17 protein-coding genes are annotated in these 18,607 nt (G+C 59.9%); 5 read left to right on the forward strand and 12 right to left on the reverse strand.

Annotated elements, in window-relative coordinates:
• Positions 1-49 precede the first annotated feature (49 nt).
• The 5 genes from C1896_05010 (at position 50) to C1896_05030 (ending at position 4,729) form a co-directional block, all read left to right on the forward strand.
• Complete coding sequence (locus C1896_05010) at positions 50-439, forward strand: 30S ribosome-binding factor RbfA (protein AZZ44321.1); 390 nt, start codon at positions 50-52, stop codon at positions 437-439.
• 3 nt (positions 440-442) lie between these two features.
• Positions 443-1,360 (forward strand): tRNA pseudouridine(55) synthase TruB, encoded by a 918-nt coding sequence (locus C1896_05015; protein ID AZZ44322.1) that lies wholly within the window; start codon positions 443-445, stop codon positions 1,358-1,360.
• A 118-nt stretch (positions 1,361-1,478) separates the two neighbouring features.
• Complete coding sequence (locus tag C1896_05020; protein AZZ44323.1) at positions 1,479-1,748, forward strand: 30S ribosomal protein S15; 270 nt, start codon at positions 1,479-1,481, stop codon at positions 1,746-1,748.
• Between the two features lie 205 nt (positions 1,749-1,953).
• Positions 1,954-4,059 (forward strand): polyribonucleotide nucleotidyltransferase, encoded by a 2,106-nt coding sequence (gene pnp, locus C1896_05025; protein AZZ44324.1) that lies wholly within the window; start codon positions 1,954-1,956, stop codon positions 4,057-4,059.
• A gap of 274 nt (positions 4,060-4,333) precedes the next feature.
• Positions 4,334-4,729 (forward strand): osmY, encoded by a 396-nt coding sequence (locus C1896_05030; GenBank protein ID AZZ44325.1) that lies wholly within the window; start codon positions 4,334-4,336, stop codon positions 4,727-4,729.
• A gap of 54 nt (positions 4,730-4,783) precedes the next feature.
• On the opposite strand, the gene C1896_05035 is transcribed toward C1896_05030, so the two are convergent.
• The 12 genes from C1896_05035 to C1896_05090 all read right to left on the reverse strand — a co-directional run bounded on the left by C1896_05035 (position 4,784) and on the right by C1896_05090 (position 18,034).
• On the reverse strand, positions 4,784-5,089 hold the full coding sequence (locus C1896_05035) for a hypothetical protein (protein ID AZZ44326.1): 306 nt from the start codon (positions 5,087-5,089) through the stop codon (positions 4,784-4,786).
• A 13-nt stretch (positions 5,090-5,102) separates the two neighbouring features.
• On the reverse strand, positions 5,103-5,384 hold the full coding sequence (locus C1896_05040; GenBank protein ID AZZ47534.1) for a DUF2845 domain-containing protein: 282 nt from the start codon (positions 5,382-5,384) through the stop codon (positions 5,103-5,105).
• 23 nt (positions 5,385-5,407) lie between these two features.
• On the reverse strand, positions 5,408-8,353 hold the full coding sequence (locus C1896_05045) for a hypothetical protein (GenBank protein ID AZZ44327.1): 2,946 nt from the start codon (positions 8,351-8,353) through the stop codon (positions 5,408-5,410).
• 84 nt (positions 8,354-8,437) lie between these two features.
• Positions 8,438-9,454, reverse strand: coding sequence for an SAM-dependent methyltransferase (locus C1896_05050; protein AZZ44328.1), 1,017 nt, complete (start codon positions 9,452-9,454; stop codon positions 8,438-8,440).
• A 75-nt stretch (positions 9,455-9,529) separates the two neighbouring features.
• A complete protein-coding gene (locus C1896_05055; protein ID AZZ44329.1) occupies positions 9,530-10,708 on the reverse strand; it encodes an acetyl-CoA C-acyltransferase in 1,179 nt (392 codons plus the stop codon).
• 93 nt (positions 10,709-10,801) lie between these two features.
• Positions 10,802-11,677, reverse strand: coding sequence for a histidine kinase (locus tag C1896_05060; GenBank protein AZZ44330.1), 876 nt, complete (start codon positions 11,675-11,677; stop codon positions 10,802-10,804).
• 158 nt (positions 11,678-11,835) lie between these two features.
• Positions 11,836-13,500, reverse strand: a complete 1,665-nt coding sequence (locus C1896_05065; protein ID AZZ44331.1) for a glucose-6-phosphate isomerase — start codon at positions 13,498-13,500, stop codon at positions 11,836-11,838.
• Between the two features lie 333 nt (positions 13,501-13,833).
• On the reverse strand, positions 13,834-14,214 hold the full coding sequence (locus C1896_05070) for an aspartate 1-decarboxylase (protein AZZ44332.1): 381 nt from the start codon (positions 14,212-14,214) through the stop codon (positions 13,834-13,836).
• 102 nt (positions 14,215-14,316) lie between these two features.
• Positions 14,317-15,180, reverse strand: a complete 864-nt coding sequence (locus tag C1896_05075) for a pantoate--beta-alanine ligase (protein ID AZZ44333.1) — start codon at positions 15,178-15,180, stop codon at positions 14,317-14,319.
• Entirely contained in the window at positions 15,177-15,977 is an 801-nt protein-coding gene (panB, locus tag C1896_05080) for a 3-methyl-2-oxobutanoate hydroxymethyltransferase (GenBank protein AZZ44334.1), read from the reverse strand. Before panB ends, C1896_05075 begins: the two co-directional genes overlap by 4 nt.
• 160 nt (positions 15,978-16,137) lie before the next feature.
• On the reverse strand, positions 16,138-16,632 hold the full coding sequence (gene folK / locus C1896_05085) for a 2-amino-4-hydroxy-6-hydroxymethyldihydropteridine diphosphokinase (GenBank protein ID AZZ44335.1): 495 nt from the start codon (positions 16,630-16,632) through the stop codon (positions 16,138-16,140).
• Position 16,633: 1 nt separating this feature from the next.
• A complete protein-coding gene (locus C1896_05090) occupies positions 16,634-18,034 on the reverse strand; it encodes a polynucleotide adenylyltransferase PcnB (protein AZZ44336.1) in 1,401 nt (466 codons plus the stop codon).
• Between the last annotated feature and the right edge of the window lie 573 nt (positions 18,035-18,607).

Raw genomic sequence — 18,607 nt, forward strand, 5'->3', positions numbered from 1 at the left:
CAGCACGACGTTTTTTTAGGTTAGCAGCTTGCTGCTCAAGGCAGATTTTATGGCCAAAGAATTCAGCCGTACCCAGCGTATTGGCGATCAAATGCAGCGCGAGTTGGCGCAGCTCATCCAGCGTGAAGTTAAGGATCCCCGTCTGGGTCTGATAACCATCACGGCAGTCGAGGTCAGTCGTGACCTGTCCCATGCCAAGATTTTCATTACGGTCATGGGCAAGGATGACGATGAAGATGCGGTCAAGGGTAATCTCCGGATTCTCAACGATGCCAGCGGTTTCCTGCGAATGCAGCTGGGCAAGGCGATGAAGCTTCGGACCGTGCCGCAGTTGCATTTCAACTATGACGCCAGCGTGCGTCGTGGCGTCGAATTGACGTCGCTCATCGAGCGAGCGGTAGCGGAAGACCGCAAGCACAGCGACGATCTTGGAGAGTAAGGTTTGGCCCAGGTAAAACGCATCCGCCGCGCGGTCAGCGGCATCATTCTTCTCGACAAGCCCCGCGGCTTCACATCGAACGCCGCGCTGCAGAAAGTTCGCTGGTTGCTCAACGCCGAGAAGGCCGGGCATACCGGTAGTCTGGACCCGCTGGCGACCGGTGTTCTGCCACTGTGTTTCGGGGAAGCTACCAAGTTCTCTCAATATTTGCTGGATGCTGATAAGGGCTACGAGACCGTTGCCCAACTCGGTGTGACCACTACCACGGCCGATGCAGAAGGTGAGGTGATCGAGCGTAAGCCGGTCGCCGTCAGCCAAGCGCAGCTAGAGGCGCTTTTGCCACAGTTTCGCGGTGATCTGCAGCAAGTGCCGCCGATGTATTCGGCACTCAAACGCGATGGCCAGCCGCTGTACAAGCTGGCGCGAGCTGGAGAGGTAGTGGAGCGCGAGCCGCGTTCTGTTACCATTGCGCGCTTGGATTTGTTGTCGCTTGAAGATGACCGTGCGCGATTGGCGGTTGCCTGTAGCAAAGGCACCTATATCCGGACGTTGGTCGAGGATATCGGGCATGCGCTGGGTTGTGGTGCGCACGTCGCCGAACTGCGTAGAACTCAAGCGGGGCCGTTCGATCTCAGCCAGACGGTCAGTCTTGAAGAGCTGGAACGAGTGCACGCAGAAGGGGGCGCTGAGGCGGTTGATGCCTTTCTGAAACCGGTGGATAGCGGGCTTGAACATTGGCCTCTACTGCAACTTTCAGAGCACAGCGCGTTTTATTGGTTGCATGGGCAGCCAGTACGTGCCCCGGAAGCGCCGAAATTCGGCATGCTGCGAGTGCAGGATCATAACGGTCGCTTCATCGGTATCGGTGAGGTGAGCGAAGACGGGCGTATTGCGCCGCGTCGACTGATTCGGTCGGAATGACCGATACGCAGCTTACCTTTAAGGTGTGCAGCGTTACGAGGATGGCTGTTGGCAGGCACGGTCACACCTCTTTTAAAACACGGGACATGTCCCGGCCTGTTCATAGAAGGAGCCCATCATGGCACTTAGCGTTGAAGAAAAAGCTCAGATCGTTAGCGAGTACCAGCAAGCTGAAGGTGATACCGGTTCGCCGGAAGTGCAGGTTGCCCTGCTGACCACCAACATCAACAAGCTGCAAGGTCACTTCAAGGCCAACGGTAAAGATCACCACTCGCGTCGTGGTCTGATCCGTATGGTTAACCAGCGCCGCAAGCTGCTGGATTACCTGAAGGGCAAGGACACCACTCGTTACAGCACCCTGATCGGTCGTCTGGGTCTGCGTCGCTAAGCGATGCTGGTGCGAAGCTGAATGCCAAAGCTGGAAGTAGGGCTCGCCCTGCTTCCAGCTTTTGCCTTTCAGAGGTACACCTCTGGACAGCGTTCGGGTCGATACCCTGCACTGCCCAAGAATTCGAATAAAGCGCTTCGCGCGTGGCATGGCCCGCGAGGCGTGAGAAAAGTTTCCCCCAAGGCAACATAGAGAAGGAACCACCGTGAACCCGGTAATCAAGAAATTTCAATTCGGTCAATCGACCGTAACCCTCGAGACCGGCCGTATCGCCCGTCAAGCCAGCGGCGCCGTACTGGTCACCGTTGATGACGACGTGACCGTGCTGGTTGCCGTCACTGGCGCTAAAACTGCAGACCCGAGCAAGGGCTTTTTCCCGCTCTCGGTTCACTATCAGGAAAAGACCTACGCAGCCGGCAAGATTCCAGGCGGTTTCTTCAAGCGTGAAGCGCGTCCTTCCGAAAAGGAAACCCTGACCTCGCGGCTGATCGACCGTCCGATCCGTCCTCTGTTTCCTGAAGGCTTCCAGAACGAAGTCCAGGTGATCTGTACTGTCGTTTCGACCAGCAAGAAGACTGATCCGGACATCGCTGCGATGATCGGTACTTCGGCTGCGCTGGCGATTTCCGGCATCCCGTTCAACGGTCCGATCGGTGCTGCTCGCGTTGCCTTCCACCCGGAAACCGGCTACCTGTTGAACCCGACTTACGAACAGCTCAAGGCCTCGAGCCTGGACATGGTCGTTGCCGGTACCAAAGATGCCGTACTGATGGTCGAGTCGGAAGCCAAAGAGCTTACCGAAGACCAGATGCTGGGCGCGGTACTCTTCGCTCACGACGAGTTCCAGGCCGTAGTGCAGGCCGTTACTGAGTTGGCAGCCGAAGCGGGCAAGCCGACCTGGGATTGGCAGCCAAAGGCTGAAAATACCCAGCTGCTCAATGCCATTCGCAGCGAATTCGGCGAGGCGATCTCGCAGGCGTACACCATCACCATCAAGCAGGACCGCTACGCGCGCCTGGGTGAGCTGAAAGATCAGGTCGTTGCCAAGTTCTCCGGTGAAGAAGGCCAGCCGACAGCTGGCGAAGTCAAAGAAGCCTTCGGCGAAATCGAGTACCGCACCGTTCGCGAGAACATCGTCAACGGTAAGCCGCGCATCGATGGTCGCGACACCCGTACTGTTCGTGGTCTGAACATTGAGGTCGGTGTACTCGACAAGACCCACGGCTCGGCGCTGTTCACCCGTGGTGAAACCCAGGCGCTGGTCGTTGCCACCCTCGGCACCGCCCGTGACGCGCAACTGCTCGACACCCTGGAAGGCGAGAAGAAAGATCCCTTCATGCTGCACTACAACTTCCCGCCTTACTCGGTGGGCGAGTGTGGCCGCATGGGCGCTACCGGTCGCCGCGAAATCGGTCACGGCCGTCTGGCTCGCCGTTCGGTTGCTGCAATGCTGCCGAGCGCTGACGAATTTCCCTACACCATTCGCGTGGTGTCGGAAATCACCGAGTCGAACGGCTCCAGCTCTATGGCTTCGGTCTGCGGTGCTTCGCTCGCGCTGATGGATGCCGGCGTGCCGATGAAAGCGCCGGTAGCCGGTATTGCCATGGGTCTGGTCAAGGAAGGCGAAAAGTTCGCGGTTCTGACCGACATTCTGGGTGACGAAGATCACCTGGGTGACATGGACTTCAAGGTGGCCGGTACCTCCAAGGGCGTGACCGCGCTGCAGATGGATATCAAGATCCAGGGCATCACCGAAGAGATCATGGAGATCGCGCTGGGTCAGGCGCTTGAAGCGCGTCTGAACATTCTCGGCCAGATGAACCAGGTCATCGGTCAGTCGCGTACAGAGCTGTCGGCCAACGCGCCGACCATGATTGCGATGAAGATCGACCAAGACAAGATCCGCGACGTTATCGGCAAGGGTGGCGCGACCATTCGCAGCATCTGCGAAGAGACCAAAGCCTCGATCGATATCGAAGATGACGGCTCGATCAAGATCTTTGGTGAGACCAAGGAAGCTGCAGAAGCCGCCAAGCAGCGGGTTCTGGGTATCACCGCTGAGGCTGAGATCGGCAAGATCTATGTCGGCAAGGTTGAGCGCATCGTCGACTTCGGCGCATTCGTCAACATCCTCCCAGGCAAGGATGGTCTGGTGCATATCTCGATGCTGAGCGATCAGCGCGTCGAGAAGGTGACCGACGTGCTCAAGGAAGGCCAGGAAGTGAAGGTCCTGGTGTTGGACGTCGACAACCGCGGCCGTATCAAACTGTCGATCAAGGATGTGGCTGCTGCCGAAGCATCAGGCGCATAAAGCATCCCAGTGACAAGAAGAGCCCCTCGGGGCTCTTTTTTTTGCGGCGGCGAAATGCTGGTCAAAACGTTGCGCGCGTTGAGCGCATTGCAGTCTGCACGCTTCGCTTGATCGAAACATGCAGAGTGCTAGTGGCAGAGCGGCACTACTATGCCTTATGTCATTGAATATTAAGAATATTTATAAATCCTTAGCTTGGCACGTAGCTTGCGACCTATTAGGTGAATCTGCGGAGACATACCGCAGTTACTATGAGAAAACAGGAGTGCCACTCATGAACAAGATCCAGACCTCTATTACTGCTGCCACCATTGCGACTGCCTTGAGCTTGCCGCTGGCAGGGGCTGCGTTCGCCGACACCACGCCTGCATTTGACGAGGCCCAACCAATGATGTTGGCTGCCAGCGACACCATGGACGCCGCTGAGCACACCGCAGACGAAGCCGGCGAGGCGATGTCTGACACCTGGATCACCACCAAAGTTAAATCTGCTCTGCTTGCTGGCGACTCGACTCCAGGCATGGAGATTGAAGTCGAAACCAACAACGGCGTGGTTTCACTGTCCGGTACTGTGGCTACCGAAGCACAGCGTGAGATGGCCATCGACAAGGCCAAGACGATCGAAGGCGTCAAAGACGTTTCTGCAGACGGTCTGAAAGCGGTCGACTAACGGGTCAGGTAACACTGGAACCCGCTGCTTGCAGCGGGTTTTTTTTGTTGCCGGTCAGCCTCGTTCGCTATCGATGTTGCTGAGGCGGTTACCCTCGAAGCGCAGAAAATGGTACATGCCATTAGTGGGGCCATAGGTCCACTCTTCAATTTGCACCTCCTGACGAAAACCGTATTCGTCGACCAGCTCCTTATACCCGGTCAGTGCACGGCTGGTGGGCTCACCGCACTTGGCTTGTACTTCGGCTGTCGAGGCTCGCAGGCTGACGAGGTTGCTTCCGCAACGAAAGGTCGAGGAGGCCTGCGCATGTAGCGTACAGAACGTGATGGTAAGCGCAGCCAGTACGGCACTTTTTTGCATGGTGACTCCCTGATCAATTAGCTCGGCTGGTTTCGATCCGTACCAGTCGGTTTCCCTCGAATGTGAGGATGTTGAATACCCCATTGTCGGGGCCGTATACCCATTCCTCGCGCATCATTTCCCGGCGTTGGTTTGGGCCCAGTGTGTAGCCCACCAGATCACGCTGAACAGGTTGGCCACATTTACGCTCGACCTCAAAGGTGCGGTCGCCTGTGTTGATCAGGTTGCTTCCACAGCGGAGGGTGTCTGCGCCGGCTATTGAACTCGCTAAGCTGGCCGCGAACAGGAAGACCATCTTCCAGTAACGCCCGATTGTTCTCATTCCGCCTCCAAATGCAGCACCGTTGGGACTCCACCGTCCTGGACAGTCTGGGTGATGCCGGTATCGAGCAGGTACACCCTGTCTGCAGCCAGCCCTGCGTTGTCTACCAGATAGTCCTTGATGCTGGCGGCTCGTGCACGGCTCAGGCGCCGCAGGAGTGCCGTGCTGGTTTCACGGCTGCTTAGAATCGCTTGCCGAAGCTGCCGCGTGCGGGCTTCAGCGTCGAGACTTTGCCACTCGGCGGGTGGTTGTTGCTGCAGGCGGCTGCGATAGATTCCTTCCAACATGGCGGCCTTTTCTTCTTCACCGATTTCGAGCATGGATGGATCGGCGGGAACGGTATCACCACGTCGCTGCAAAACTTTATACCAGGTCTGCTGATATTCACGCTCCAGCCACTGTTCGGCGAGAAGTGCGCCATCAACTGCCGGAGCACTCATGCCTTCGACCTCCAGGCGGAGTACGGGGCGCTCCTTGAGTGCGCTGGCCAGCGCGTCGAGCTTGCTGCGCGCTCTGCTGTCCAGTTCGCTGCTACCGGGCAGGAACAGAATCTGGCTAAGATCCGCCTGTTCACGACCGACGAGTCCTCCAAGGAATTTGAAGGGCGACTTGGCTGCTCGTACTACCAGATTGCGCAACGTCTGCCAGATGATGGGCACCACGTCGAACTGCGGATTCTTGAGATCTCCCTGTACGGGAATCTTCAGCGCAATGGTGCCGCTACTGTCTTTCAATAGCGCCACCGCAAGGCGCACCGGCAGATCTACGGCCTGCTCGCTGTCAACTTTTTCGCCCAGCTGCAGCTCTTCCAGCACTACTTCGTTTTCAGCGTTCAGCTGCCCTTGCTGGATACGGTAATGCAAATCCAGGTTGAGCCGTCCCTTGCGAATGCGATAGCCCGCGAACTTGGCTGAATAGGGCGAGAGCGTGGTCAGCTCGACCTGCCTGAAGCGGGTGGTGATGTCGAGGCTCTGGAGCGGCTCGAAAGGCGTCAGGCTGCCCTCGATGCTCACGGGTGCGTAACGATCAACTTTGCCCTCTATATCAACGCTGGCAGCGTTGTGCTGACGATTATCGAGGGTGCCGATGCTACCGCCGAGATCTTGGATAGCAGTGATGAAGGGCGGGCGCAGACTGAGGTCGGAGAAGTTGGCTGAGCCTTCGGCTATTTGGATACCGCCAATCCGCAACGCGAAGGGCACGTCTGGCTCGTCTGGGGAGGCGGGTGCTTCGGAGGGTGGAGCCTCTTGGTTGGGCGAAGCTGAGGGCTTGTCTACCAGCAGGTCATTGATGTTGGTCGTCAGGTCCGGGTTGATAATGAAGCGTGCATAGGGCTGGTTCAGGTCGATCTTTTCGATCTGCAGCGCGTTCGGATAGCTATAGTCCAGACCGCTGACCTGCAACGACTGCCATTTCATCAAGTCACGGTCCTGGATGGTGTCGAGCGTATGAAGCTGGGTAATCTCGGCGGAACCGCCTATATGAAATGCTAGCGGCTCGACGCCCGTCAGCTCGACCGCAAGCTGGCTCGCCAGCAGTCCGCTGCGTAACTCCAGGTGAACGAACGGCGACAAATAGGGCTGTGCCAAGCGCAAGTCGATGCCTGCCAGCGTGACGTCGAAGCTCCCCTGCATTGGCGTCAATGTCAGCTGGCCTTCGGCAAGTAGCGAACCTTGTTTACCGACCTCGGTGGTCAGCTTGAGCTCCATCGGAGCTGTGCCGCGGCTGTCGAAGTTACGCACGTCCAGATCGAGGGGCCCGAGTTCCAGTTCGACGTTTGGCTCAGGAACGTTATCCGCCAAGTGCAGCTGATAGTTACGCAGTTCAGCGTCACGTAGAACGATCCGCCAAGGCTGATCAGATGCATCACCTTCCTGCGTTGGCTTAGGCTCATCCTGCGCCGGTTGCTCCTCTGTGTCGGTTGGCTGCGGTTGCGGTTCTGGCTTGCTGGCAAGCAAGCGCTGCCAATTGAGTTGGCCGTCAGGCTCACGAATCAGCCAGCTCTCCAGTGCCTGGCTGCGCAGCTGGCCGAGGGTGAGTTGTCGTTTCGGCAAGTCCAACGAAGCTTGGGCGATGTCTGCCTGTTCCAAACGGAGTAAAGGCTGGCCTTGGAGGCTATCGATACTCAGCGATGCCAGCGTAGCGCTCGCGTCGCTCAATTGAAGTGAAGTGCCCTTGCTGAGGTCGAGCTGGTACTCGGTCTTTAGGCTCAGCTGCCCTTCGTTAAGGGCGAGCGGTGCTATGTCGCGGACATAGGGCCAGAAGGTCTTCAGTGCCAGCCCATCTATTTCAAGCTGGCCGGTGGACGTGACGGGGGAGAGGTTGAGCTGACCTTTCCATTTGATGCGTGATCCGTCCGGGCCTCTGGCAACTAGGACGGCATCAGCGGCGTCGTCCGAGCGGGTCGCAAAGTTAAGGAGCTCAAACTCCAGCGAGTCGAGCAGGAAGTCGATCGGCTCCTGGGTTCGCTGATCAGCGAAATGCACCCGTCCGCCGGCCAGTTGCAGGCGATCGATGCGCAGGGCTAGGGGCTCTTTATCCTCTGCGGGCGTATCTTCATTGCTGGGCAGCTCGAACAGCTCGGCCAGGTTCAGCTTGCCGTCAATGTCAAACAGGACTTCGGCGTTCGGCCCGATGAGCTCGATATCCGAAAAGTGCAGGGAGCGGCTCCACAGGCTGTCCCAATCGAGGTCAACGAATAACCGCTCGAAAGCCAGTTGCTCGGCATCCGGCTCGCCCAAGTGCAGGTTGTGGAGTCTCAAGTTCAAGGTGAACGGATTGAACTCGATCCGCTCAAGGCGAGCCGGTACCGTCGCGTATTTTGCCAGCTGTTGGTTGACGACACGCTCCGCCACTCCGGGCAGGATCAGAAGACCGAGCAGGCAATAGACGATTAGGGCGGTCATCACGCCGATGAGCGCGCGCTTCATTCCGTTGGGCATGCGGACCTACTTTCCAAGCGATGAACTGCCTTGGAGTATGGCATGGCACGCGGGTTCCTCCTGCGCGCGCGGGCGCGCGTTACCTCACAACTGGAGCATCAGCACCTTGAGCGGCGGCTTGCCGTCCGTTGACGGGAAGTCGGCGGCCGGTGGCAATACTTGGCAGTCCTGAACCGGCCGACCAGCCTTGGTTGCGCAGCGCAGGACTTGATCGCGCCAGTCGTCGAGATCGACCTTTGCCAGGTTGTTGCAGCAGATGAGGACGCCGTTCTCGGCGGTCGCGAGTAGGGCGGGTTTGAGCAGGCTTTGGTAGTCGCGCAGCAGGTCGACGGTTCCGAACGCGCTCTTCGACCAGGCGGGAGGATCGAGCAAAACCAGATCGAACTGCTTCGGTGACAGGCGCGGGTAGTCTGGCAGTGGACGGCCGCGTCGCTGCGGGATCGGCATGTCGGCGAGCTGACGGATCGCGGGAAAGTAATCCGACTGAATGAACTGCATCGGGGCCAGCTCAGGATTCAGCGCGCCGTTCTCGCGGCCCACCGCGAGGTTGCTTTCGGCGAAATCCAGATTGCAAACCTCACGAGCACCACCAGCGGCAGCGCAAAGGCCGACCCCGCAGGTGTAGGCGAAGAGGTTAAGCACAGACTTGCCGGCACTGTTGGCCTTGACCCAGCCGCGCACATTGCGCAAGTCCAGAAACAGCAGCGGGTCCTGGCCGCTATGGCGTGCACGGACGCGGTAGTTCAGGCCCCACTCGTGACCGATCACGTCTTCCAGTGCCGAAGGTGCTGCGCGATATACCGGATCGCTGCGGTCGATACGCGAGTTGCCTTGGGAGCGATCGTTGTAGACGAGTGCCAAGGGCAGGTCGAGCTCGGTGCATATCTGCTCATGCAGCGTCAGCAGGGCGTCATGTTCAAGCGGCTGATGGAAGCTCTGTACCAGTAGCAGCGGGCCGTAACGGTCGACGGTGAGCCCTGGTGAGCCCTCCTGACTGCCATGGAACAACCGATAGCAGTCGGTGGCCTGACGGTGCAGTTCGGAGAGCAGTGCTTCGCGATTGAGGTAGGCGGCGCGCAGCGCCTGTTCGAGAGAGGGCATGCGCGGCGACTCGGGAAAGAGGGCCGCGCAGTTTATCGGAAATTGCCGATAATGGGCCGGCGGGCTGCCTGTCGGTCAGCGTTCGATTGCCAGCGCGACGCCCTGACCGCCACCGATGCAGAGCGTTGCCAATCCTTTATGGACGTCGCGGCGGATCATCTCATGCAACAGGGTTACCAGGATGCGGCAGCCCGACGCGCCAATCGGGTGGCCGATGGCGATAGCGCCGCCGTTGACGTTGACCTTCTGTTGATCCCAACCCAGCTCTTGGCCGACCGATAGCGCTTGTGCCGCAAAGGCTTCGTTGGCTTCGATCAGGTCCAGCTCATCGAGCGTCCAGCCGGCCTTTTCCAGGCAGCGGCGCGTGGCCGATACCGGGCCGATGCCCATGATCGCAGGATCGACGCCAGCGTTGGCATAGCTGGCGATGCGAGCCAGCACTGTTAGGCCAAGCGTCTTGGCCTTCCCGGCGCTCATCAGCAACACGGCCGCGGCACCGTCGTTGAGGCTGGAGGCGTTACCGGCCGTTACGCTGCCGTCCTTCTTGAAGGCTGGTTTGAGTTTGGCCAGGCTCTCTGCCGTGGTGCCCGCCCGTGGCTGCTCGTCTGTATCGAAAACCAGCGGCTCGCCCTTGCGCTGCGGAATCTCGACCGGGGTAATTTCGTCGCGCAGACGCCCGGCTTCGATGGCGGCAATTGCCTTTTGCTGTGAGGAGGCAGCGAATGCATCCTGCGCTTCGCGCGTGACGCCGTACTTTTCCACCAGATTTTCGGCGGTGATGCCCATGTGGTAGTCGTTGAACGCGTCCCAAAGGCCGTCCTGAATCATGCTGTCGATCAGCTTGCCGTGACCCATGCGCAAGCCCGTGCGTGCGGCGGGCATGACGTACGGCGCCAGGCTCATGTTTTCCATGCCGCCTGCAATCACCACTTCGGCGTCGCCACAGCGGATCGCTTGCGCCGCCAGGTGCAGCGCTTTGAGGCCGGAGCCGCAAACCTTGTTCAGGGTCATCGCCGGTACCGCATGGGGCAACCCTGCGTTCATGGCCGCCTGTCTCGCCGGGTTTTGCCCCGCGCCAGCAGTCAGAACCTGGCCGAGTATGACTTCATCGACCTCGGCGGCATCAATTCCGGTCTGCTTAAGGAGTTGGCGAATCACCGCGGCGCCCAGGTCGACGGCAGGGATGTTGGCCAGCGCGCCCTGAAAGCTGCCGACAGCAGTGCGAGTGGCGGCGACGATGACGACGTCTTGCATGATCTTGAACCTCAAGAAGGTGCGGGCTCCCGCGGGGCACTCATGTTGGCACAGGCCTGAAGGCGGCTCCAGGTGCGGAACCTGCCGGTCACGCTAGCGTATGGGCAGGCCCATGCGGCGCCGTGCCCGGTGCACCGAGCCGCTGCGTACGGCCCAGCGCAGCACCGGGGCGGTTCGCCTTACTGCTATCCGAATCAGTTGCCGTTCGCGGTCGGACTGGCTGAGATCGAGCATATCGCTGGCCCAGTCCGGCAACAGGTCGATGCCGGCGCGCATCATCAAGGCACCGAACGGCTTGGCGAGGCGACTCGGAGCGGGCGCTTCGAACAGGATGCGTACGATCTCCCGAGAGCGCTCATCACAGCGCAGTTCTGGCCGGATAGCCGCGAAATAGTCCTCTATCTGCTGCCGCGAGCGCGGCACCTTGCGTGCGCCGAGCGCTTCGGCAATACGTGCGACCTCGGTGTAGTAGCGGTCCTGTTCCTGACCTGGCAATGCCGGGTTGAGGTAACGCAGGTGCGCCTTGAGAAAGCTGCTGACTTCGGCGACATGCACCCAGGTCAGCAGGTCCGGGTCGTACGCGGCGTACGGGCGGCCGTCGGGTGCGTGGCCGGTAACCTTCAGGTGAATGGCTCGGACCCGTTCAATCAACCGCTGCGCATCGGCCTGGCTACCAAAGGTGGTCGCCGAGATGAACTGGCCGGTGCGACGCAGTCGGCCGAGCAGATCGTCGCGGAAATTCGAGTGATCCCAGACGCCGGCGAGCGCAAGCGGATGCAGGGCTTGGAGCAGCAGTGCGGAAATGCCGCCGATTAGCATCGAGGTAAAGTCGCCGTGCACGCGCCAGCAGACCGAAGCTGGGCCGAACAGACCGGGGTCGCCTGGCGGGTTTTCGTAGTCGACACCGCCGATGGCCAGCCCGGTGAGGCTGAGCACCTGCGATTCGATGTGACGGCGGATCATTTCCAAAAGGGCGACATCTGGCTGGGCTGGGAAGTCGAATCTTACTCGATGTCCAGGCGTTACCCAGGCCCAGTCGATCAGCGTGGTGCCGGAGGCGTATCTGCGAAGCAGCGGAGGAAGGAGCACCGGACAGCGGTCAAGCGCTGTCCGGTGTTGCACATCGATCAGCCGCGATGGCGGCCGCGGAAGAAGTCGATCAACCCCTGGGTCGAGGCGTCTTCGGCGGGTTGCGCATCGAAGCTGGTCATCTGGCCGTATACGGCTTTGCCCAGGTCCTTGCCGAGTTCCACACCCCACTGGTCGAAGGAGTTGATTCCCCAGATCACGCCTTGGACGAACACCTTGTGCTCATAGAGCGCGATCAGCGCACCAAGGCGGCCGGGGCTGATGGTTTCCATGACCACGGTATTGCTTGGCCGATTACCCGGAATGACCTTGTGCGGCGCCAGGCGCTCGACTTCGGCTTCGCTCATGCCTTTTGCACGCAGCTCGGCTTCGGCCTCTTCGCGCGTCTTGCCGCGCATTAGCGCCTGGCTCTGTGACAGGCAGTTGGCGTACAGCCACTCATGGTGATCGGCAACCGGATTGTGACTGACCACTGGCACGATGAAATCTGCCGGAATCAGCGGCGTGCCCTGGTGCAGCAGCTGGTGGTAAGCGTGCTGGCCGTTGGCGCCGACGCCGCCCCAAATCACCGGTCCGGTGGTGCAGGACACTGGGGTGCCGTCCTGACGCACGCTCTTGCCGTTGGATTCCATGTCCATCTGCTGCAGGTGTTTGACGAAGTTTCGCAGATAGTGGTCATAGGGCAGGAAGGCGTAGCTCTGCGCGTCCCAGAAGTTGTGATACCAGATGCCCAACATCGCCAGCAGAATCGGCATGTTGCTTTCGAACGGCTCGTTGAGGAAGTGCTGGTCCATGCTGTACGCGCCGGAGAGCAAGTCCTTGAAGTTGGACATGCCGATGGCCAGTGCGATCGGCAGACCGATGGCCGACCATAGCGAGTAGCGGCCGCCAACCCAGTCCCACATCGGGAAGATATTCTTCTCGCGGATACCAAACTCGACGGCGGCTTTCTTGTTGCTTGTGACAGCGATGAAATGCCGGTAGAGCTTTTCTTCGGTGCCGCCTTTGCCTAGGTACCAAGTGCGTGCAGCTTGGGCGTTCTTCAGCGTTTCGAGGGTGCCGAAGGTCTTGCTGGAAATGATGAACAGCGTGGTCTCGACGTTCAGTTTGGCGGTCACCTCGCGGAACTCGCTACCGTCGATATTCGCCAGGTAATGAGTGCGCACGCCGTGCTGAGTAAAGGGCAGGAGCGCTTCGGAGACCAGCTGTGGACCGAGGAAGGATCCTCCGATGCCGATGTTGACCACGTCGGTGATGGTCTTGTCGCTGAAGCCGCGCCAAAGGTTGTTATGAATACGGGTGACGATGTCAGTCATCTGCGCCAGGGCAGCATGCACGTCACGCATGATGTTCTGCCCGTCGACCATCACCGATTCGCCCATGGGTCGTCGCAACGCGGTGTGCAGCACTGGACGATTTTCTGAGCCGTTGATTCGCTCGCCTTCGAACATGGCGCGAGCCGCTTGCTCGACGCCAGCCTCGCGGGCCAGGTTCACCAGCAGAGTGCGAGTCTCGGGGGTGATCAGGTTCTTCGAATAATCGAGAAACAGGCCGCAACAGGATACCGACAGGTCATCGAAGCGCGTCGGATCGGCCTTGAATGCCTCGCGCATGCTGAAGTTTTGCATGGTCAGGCGGTGTTCTTCCAAAGCCTTCCAGGATGGCAGGCCGGTGGCATCGAGAGGGTGCTGGTAGTAACTCATGGTTGTGCGGCTTCCTTTGCTTTGGCGGACTGTCTGCGGCTCTGCGATTCGTTCGGACAGTCATTCGATCATGCTGGCACGCTGGCATTCGTCCTGAATGTGACAGGCGCGTTCCGCTGCGGCTGGACCGCAACGGCGGCGGCGCATCCTGCACCGTCGAGACTGGTCTGACTGGCAAAAACGCGCGGCGTTCCGAAGCGTTGCGCACAGGGTACGGATAGCGGCCAGAACAGGGCGACCATTGCAGATTTCCGCCGCCAGGGGAAACCCTTTGCACACAAAAAAGCCCGCGTCACGCTTGGCGATGCGGGCTTTCGAACAACCGATGGTGAATCAGGCGACCTGAACTGGAATCGCGTTGCTGGTGTGACTGAGATCCCCATCAGCGCCCATATACAGAACGTGTGGTTTGAAGCTAGCCAGTTCGGCTTCGCTGTAGTGGGCGTAGGCACAGATAATCACCCGATGACCAACGCCAGCCTTGTGTGCGGCGGCGCCGTTGACGGAAATGATCTTCGAGCCTTCTTCGCCACGGATGGCATAGGTCGTGAAGCGCTCGCCGTTGTCGACGTTGTAGATCTGGATCTGCTCGTATTCGCGGATGCCGGCGAGGTCCAGCCAGTCACCGTCGATGGCGCAGGAGCCTTCGTAATCCAGCACCGAATGGGTCACCTGGGCGCGGTGCAGTTTAGCCTTGAGCATGATGGCGTGCATGGCGGGGTCCTCCGGAGGCGCAAGCGGCGCAGAGTGTGCCCGAACCCTCAGGTCGGTTCAAGACCGAGGGCCGAGCTGGGTTATGCCGATGATCGGCCGTTATCAGTCCACTGGCGGAGCGATGTCGACCAGCAGGTTATCCAGCAACCGAGTCTTGCCCAGGAACGCTGCGGCGAGGATCACAACTTCGTGGCTGTCTGGCTTGACCGGTTGCAGGTCCGCGGCGTTGCGGATCTCCAAGTAGTCGGGCCGCAAGCCGGCAGCCTGCAGTGCCTGATGGCCGGATGCGAGCAGGGCGGGGTAGTCCCGTTCTCCGTTGCGCAGGGCGTCCGCCAGCTGTTGCAGCGTACTGTGAAGTACGGGCGCGGTTGCGCGCTCGTCGGCGCTGAGGTAACCGTTGCGCGAAGACAGTGCGAGGCCGTCGTCAGCCCGCACGATGGGTTCGCCAATGATCTGCACGGGCATGTTCAGGTCGCGGACCATGGTGCGGATAACCGCCAGTTGCTGGAAATCCTTCTGGCCGAAGACCGCAAGGTCCGGCAGCACCATGTTAAACAGCTTGCTCACCACGGTCGAAACGCCGTCGAAGTGCCCTGGGCGGCTGCCGCCACAGAGTCCCTCGGACACGCCCGGTACCCGAACGATGGTCTGCAGTGCCTGGCCGTGCGGGTACATTTCCTCGACGCTGGGCGCGAACAGCAGGTGGCAGCCGGCCTCGAACAGCTTGTCCTGGTCGGCCGCGAGCGTACGTGGATAGCTGGCGAGGTCTTCGTTGGGGCCGAACTGCAGCGGATTGACGAAGATGCTGGCAACCACGAAGTCGGCACGCTGGCCAGCCTTCTTGACCAGTGCGATATGGCCGGCATGCAGGTTGCCCATGGTCGGCACGAAGCCGATGCGCTTGCCTTCGCCCCGCGCGCGGGCCACCGCGGCGCGCAGATCAGCAACGGTTTTCACCACATTCATGCGGAGAACCCATGTTCGGCTGCAGGAAACTCAACGGACTTGACCGCCTGGACGTACGCGGCAATGGCCGTCGGTATATCGCCATGCTCACGCATGAAGTTCTTGACGAACTTTGGCGCTCGGCCGGTCAGCGACAGGCCGAGCATGTCGTGCAGAACCAGTACCTGGCCGTCCGTGTCGCTGCCCGCACCGATACCGATGACCGGAACCGTAACCGCTTGTGTGATCCTCGCAGCCAGCTCGCTCGGGACACATTCGAGCAGCAGCATGGCCGCGCCAGCATCCTCAAGCGCCTTGGCGTCGGCAATCATCTGTTGTGCCTGCGCTTCTTCGCGCCCCTGCACCTTGTACCCCCCAAAGATGTTGACCGCCTGCGGGGTGAGGCCCATGTGCGCGCAAACCGGGATCCCGCGCTCGGCCAGCAGGCAAATGGACTCGGCCAGCCAGGCTGCGCCTTCGACCTTGACCATGTGGGCGCCGGCCTTCATCAAGGTCGATGAGTTGTTCAGCGTTTGCTCGACGGTCGCGTTGGCCATGAACGGCAGATCAGCGACGATCATGGCGCCGCGGTTGCCGCGTTTGACACAGGCCGTGTGGTACGCCATCTCGTCAACCGAAACCGGCAGCGTGCTGTCGTGACCTTGCAGGACCATGCCCAGGGAGTCGCCGATCAGCAGCATCTCGACACCAGCTTCGCAGGCTGTCTTGGCGAAGGTTGCGTCATAGCAGGTCAGCATGACGATCTTCTCGCCTTTCTGCTTGAGGCCTTGCAGGGTGGTCAGGGTTACGTCTGGCATGAAAGCCGTCCTCCTAAAGCCTCTCGGGGATCACGTTGCAGGCGGAGCGTCAGGGTTGCCCCGTTTCGATGCGTGCCGGCAGAGGGCGCTTATAGTCCTGATGGCGGCGGGCTAAGTCAATCGCGAGTGTTACCCGCAGGTTACGTCTGTTACCCAGTGGTTACAGCGGGTCGCGGAGCCGCTCGAGGCCTTCAAATGGGCAGGCAGCGAGCAACTCAACAAGCGAGCGGCCATCGGCGAGCTTGAGTTCGGCGGGGGCAATCTCGGCCAGCGGGTAGAGCACAAAGGCCCGCGCATGCATGTGGTAATGCGGAACCGTCAGGCGGGGCTCGCTGATCAGCCGATTACCGAACAGCAGAATATCGAGATCCAGTGTGCGAGGGCCCCAGCGCTCGGCTTTGCGCTCACGCCCTTGAGCGAGCTCGATCGCTTGCAGCGCATCAAGCAGAGCAAGCGGTGACAGCGAAGTATCCAGCGCCGCCACGGCATTGTTGTATCGGGGCTGGTCAGCAGGGCCGAGCGGGTCGCTGAGATAAAGCGAGGAGACGACTGCCAATTGCGAGTTGGGAATGCGTGCCAAAGCGTCCAGGGCGCCGCGAAGCTGCTGGCGTGGCTCGGCCAGATTGCTGCCGAGGCCGATGTACACACGTTCCATATCAGTCCGCTGATGCGGGTGCGCTTTCGTTCGGGCCCCGCTTGCGACGGTTGCTTCGGCGACGTTTGCGCGGCGCACCGTTACCTTCGTCTTTGCTGCTGAGGCCACGAATCATGTTACGGCGCTCACTGTCGCTGGCTTCCTGGTAGTCGGTCCACCATTCGCCAAGACCATCGGTTCCCTCGCCGGCGCTCTCTCGCAACAGCAGAAAATCGTAGCCAGCGCGGAAGCGTGGATTCTCCAGTAGCTGGTCTGCACGACGTCCTTGTCGGCGTGGCAAGCGTTCCTGCATGTCCCAGATCTCGCGCATGGGCATGGTGAAACGCTTGGGAATGGCCGTGCGCTGGCACTGTTCCCATATGAGGTCATGCGCGGCTTCCTGCATCGCCGGTATTGGCGGCAGGCCGCGCGCTTGGACCTCGGCGACGCGCGCCGGCAAGGCCGGCCAGAGCAGGGCCGCAAACAGGAATGCCGGGGTGACGGGCTTGCCTTGGGCGATGCGCAGGTCGGTATTGGCCAGGGCGTTGCGGATCAGCGTACCGGCATACTCAGGGTTGTCTTCCAGCGCATCGGCGCTGGCCGGAAATAGCGGTGCGAACAGGTCGTACTCAAGCAGCAAATCGAAGGTGCGTTCGGCTTTACCGCTAAGGAACAGCTTGATGATCTCGTCGAACAAGCGCGCAGACGGCACGTCGTTCAATAGGTCGGCCAGGTCGGCAATCGGCTCGGCGCTATGCTTTTCGATCTCGAAGTCGAGCTTGGCGGCGAAGCGGACCGCTCTCAGCATGCGTACCGGATCTTCTTGGTACCGCTGCTCTGGGTCGCCGATCAGGCGGATCAGTCTGTTGCGAATGTCGTGGACCCCGTGGGTGTGGTCGAGGATCCGCTCGCTGGAAGGATCGTAGTACAGAGCGTTAATGGTGAAATCGCGGCGCTGCGCATCGTCTTCTAGCGTGCCATAGATGTTGTCACGCAGAATCCGCCCGCTCTCGTTGCGCGAAGCCAGGTGGTTGGGTTCATCATCATCATCTTCTTCGGGATGATTGGCGCGGAAGGTTGCGACCTCGATGATCTCGCGGCCGAAGTGCACGTGAACCAGCTTGAAGCGACGACCGATGACACGTGCATTACGAAACTCGGCACGCACCTGTTCGGGCGTGGCACTGGTAGCCACGTCGTAGTCCTTTGGCTCCAGATCGAGCAGCAGGTCGCGGACGCATCCACCCACGACATACGCCTCGTAGCCGGCATGCTGGAGCCGCTCGACCACACTGACGGCGTGCCGGCTGAGATCGTTGCGGTGCAGCGAATGCTGCCGGCTGGACAGTATTTCGGGGGTGCGACGAGGATGCGGGAGTCGGCGCAGGGGTAAACGAAAAGACTGGAACAGCTTTTTCAGCATGAGAGGCACTGTGTGGCGAAATGACAAGGTGGCGACGTGAATAGCCACGAAACAGGCGTGGATTCTAGCACCGGGAGCAGGGATGGTGAACGAAGCGCGGAGAGGTGTCAAAACTCGGCCGAGGCCAGAAAGCACTAGGGGGAGCCGAAGCTCCCCCTTTAAATGATGTCGCGTGCTTTGTTGTTATTAGTATTTCGGGCGTGTTGTTTTTGTTTGGGTCACCCGTTCCCTTCAGCTATCGCATCCAGGAATCGCTCCTACGTTGGGAGCAAAGAGCAAACGGATTTCTTTGGTCGCTGATTTACCATCGATCATTCGATCCAACCAGTTCAGGCGCTGCTTATGCAGTTTTTGTTGTTCTCAGCCTGGTCGTGGGGCAAAACCCCATTTGGCATTTCCTCTCCAAAAGAATCAGTTAGCTACGCCTCTGCCTTATTGTCTTTATTTTGCTAGAGCCGGTACGTCTTGTTCTTATTGTGGGTCTGCTTGTTATTGTTGTTGTGCCAGATATAAAGCATTCGCCGTGCCAGTTTTTGAAAAGCCTTTAGAATCAATGGGTTGGTCTTTTTGGTT

This window comes from Pseudomonadaceae bacterium SI-3 (assembly GCA_004010935.1).
Classification (GTDB): Bacteria; Pseudomonadota; Gammaproteobacteria; order Pseudomonadales; family Pseudomonadaceae; genus Stutzerimonas.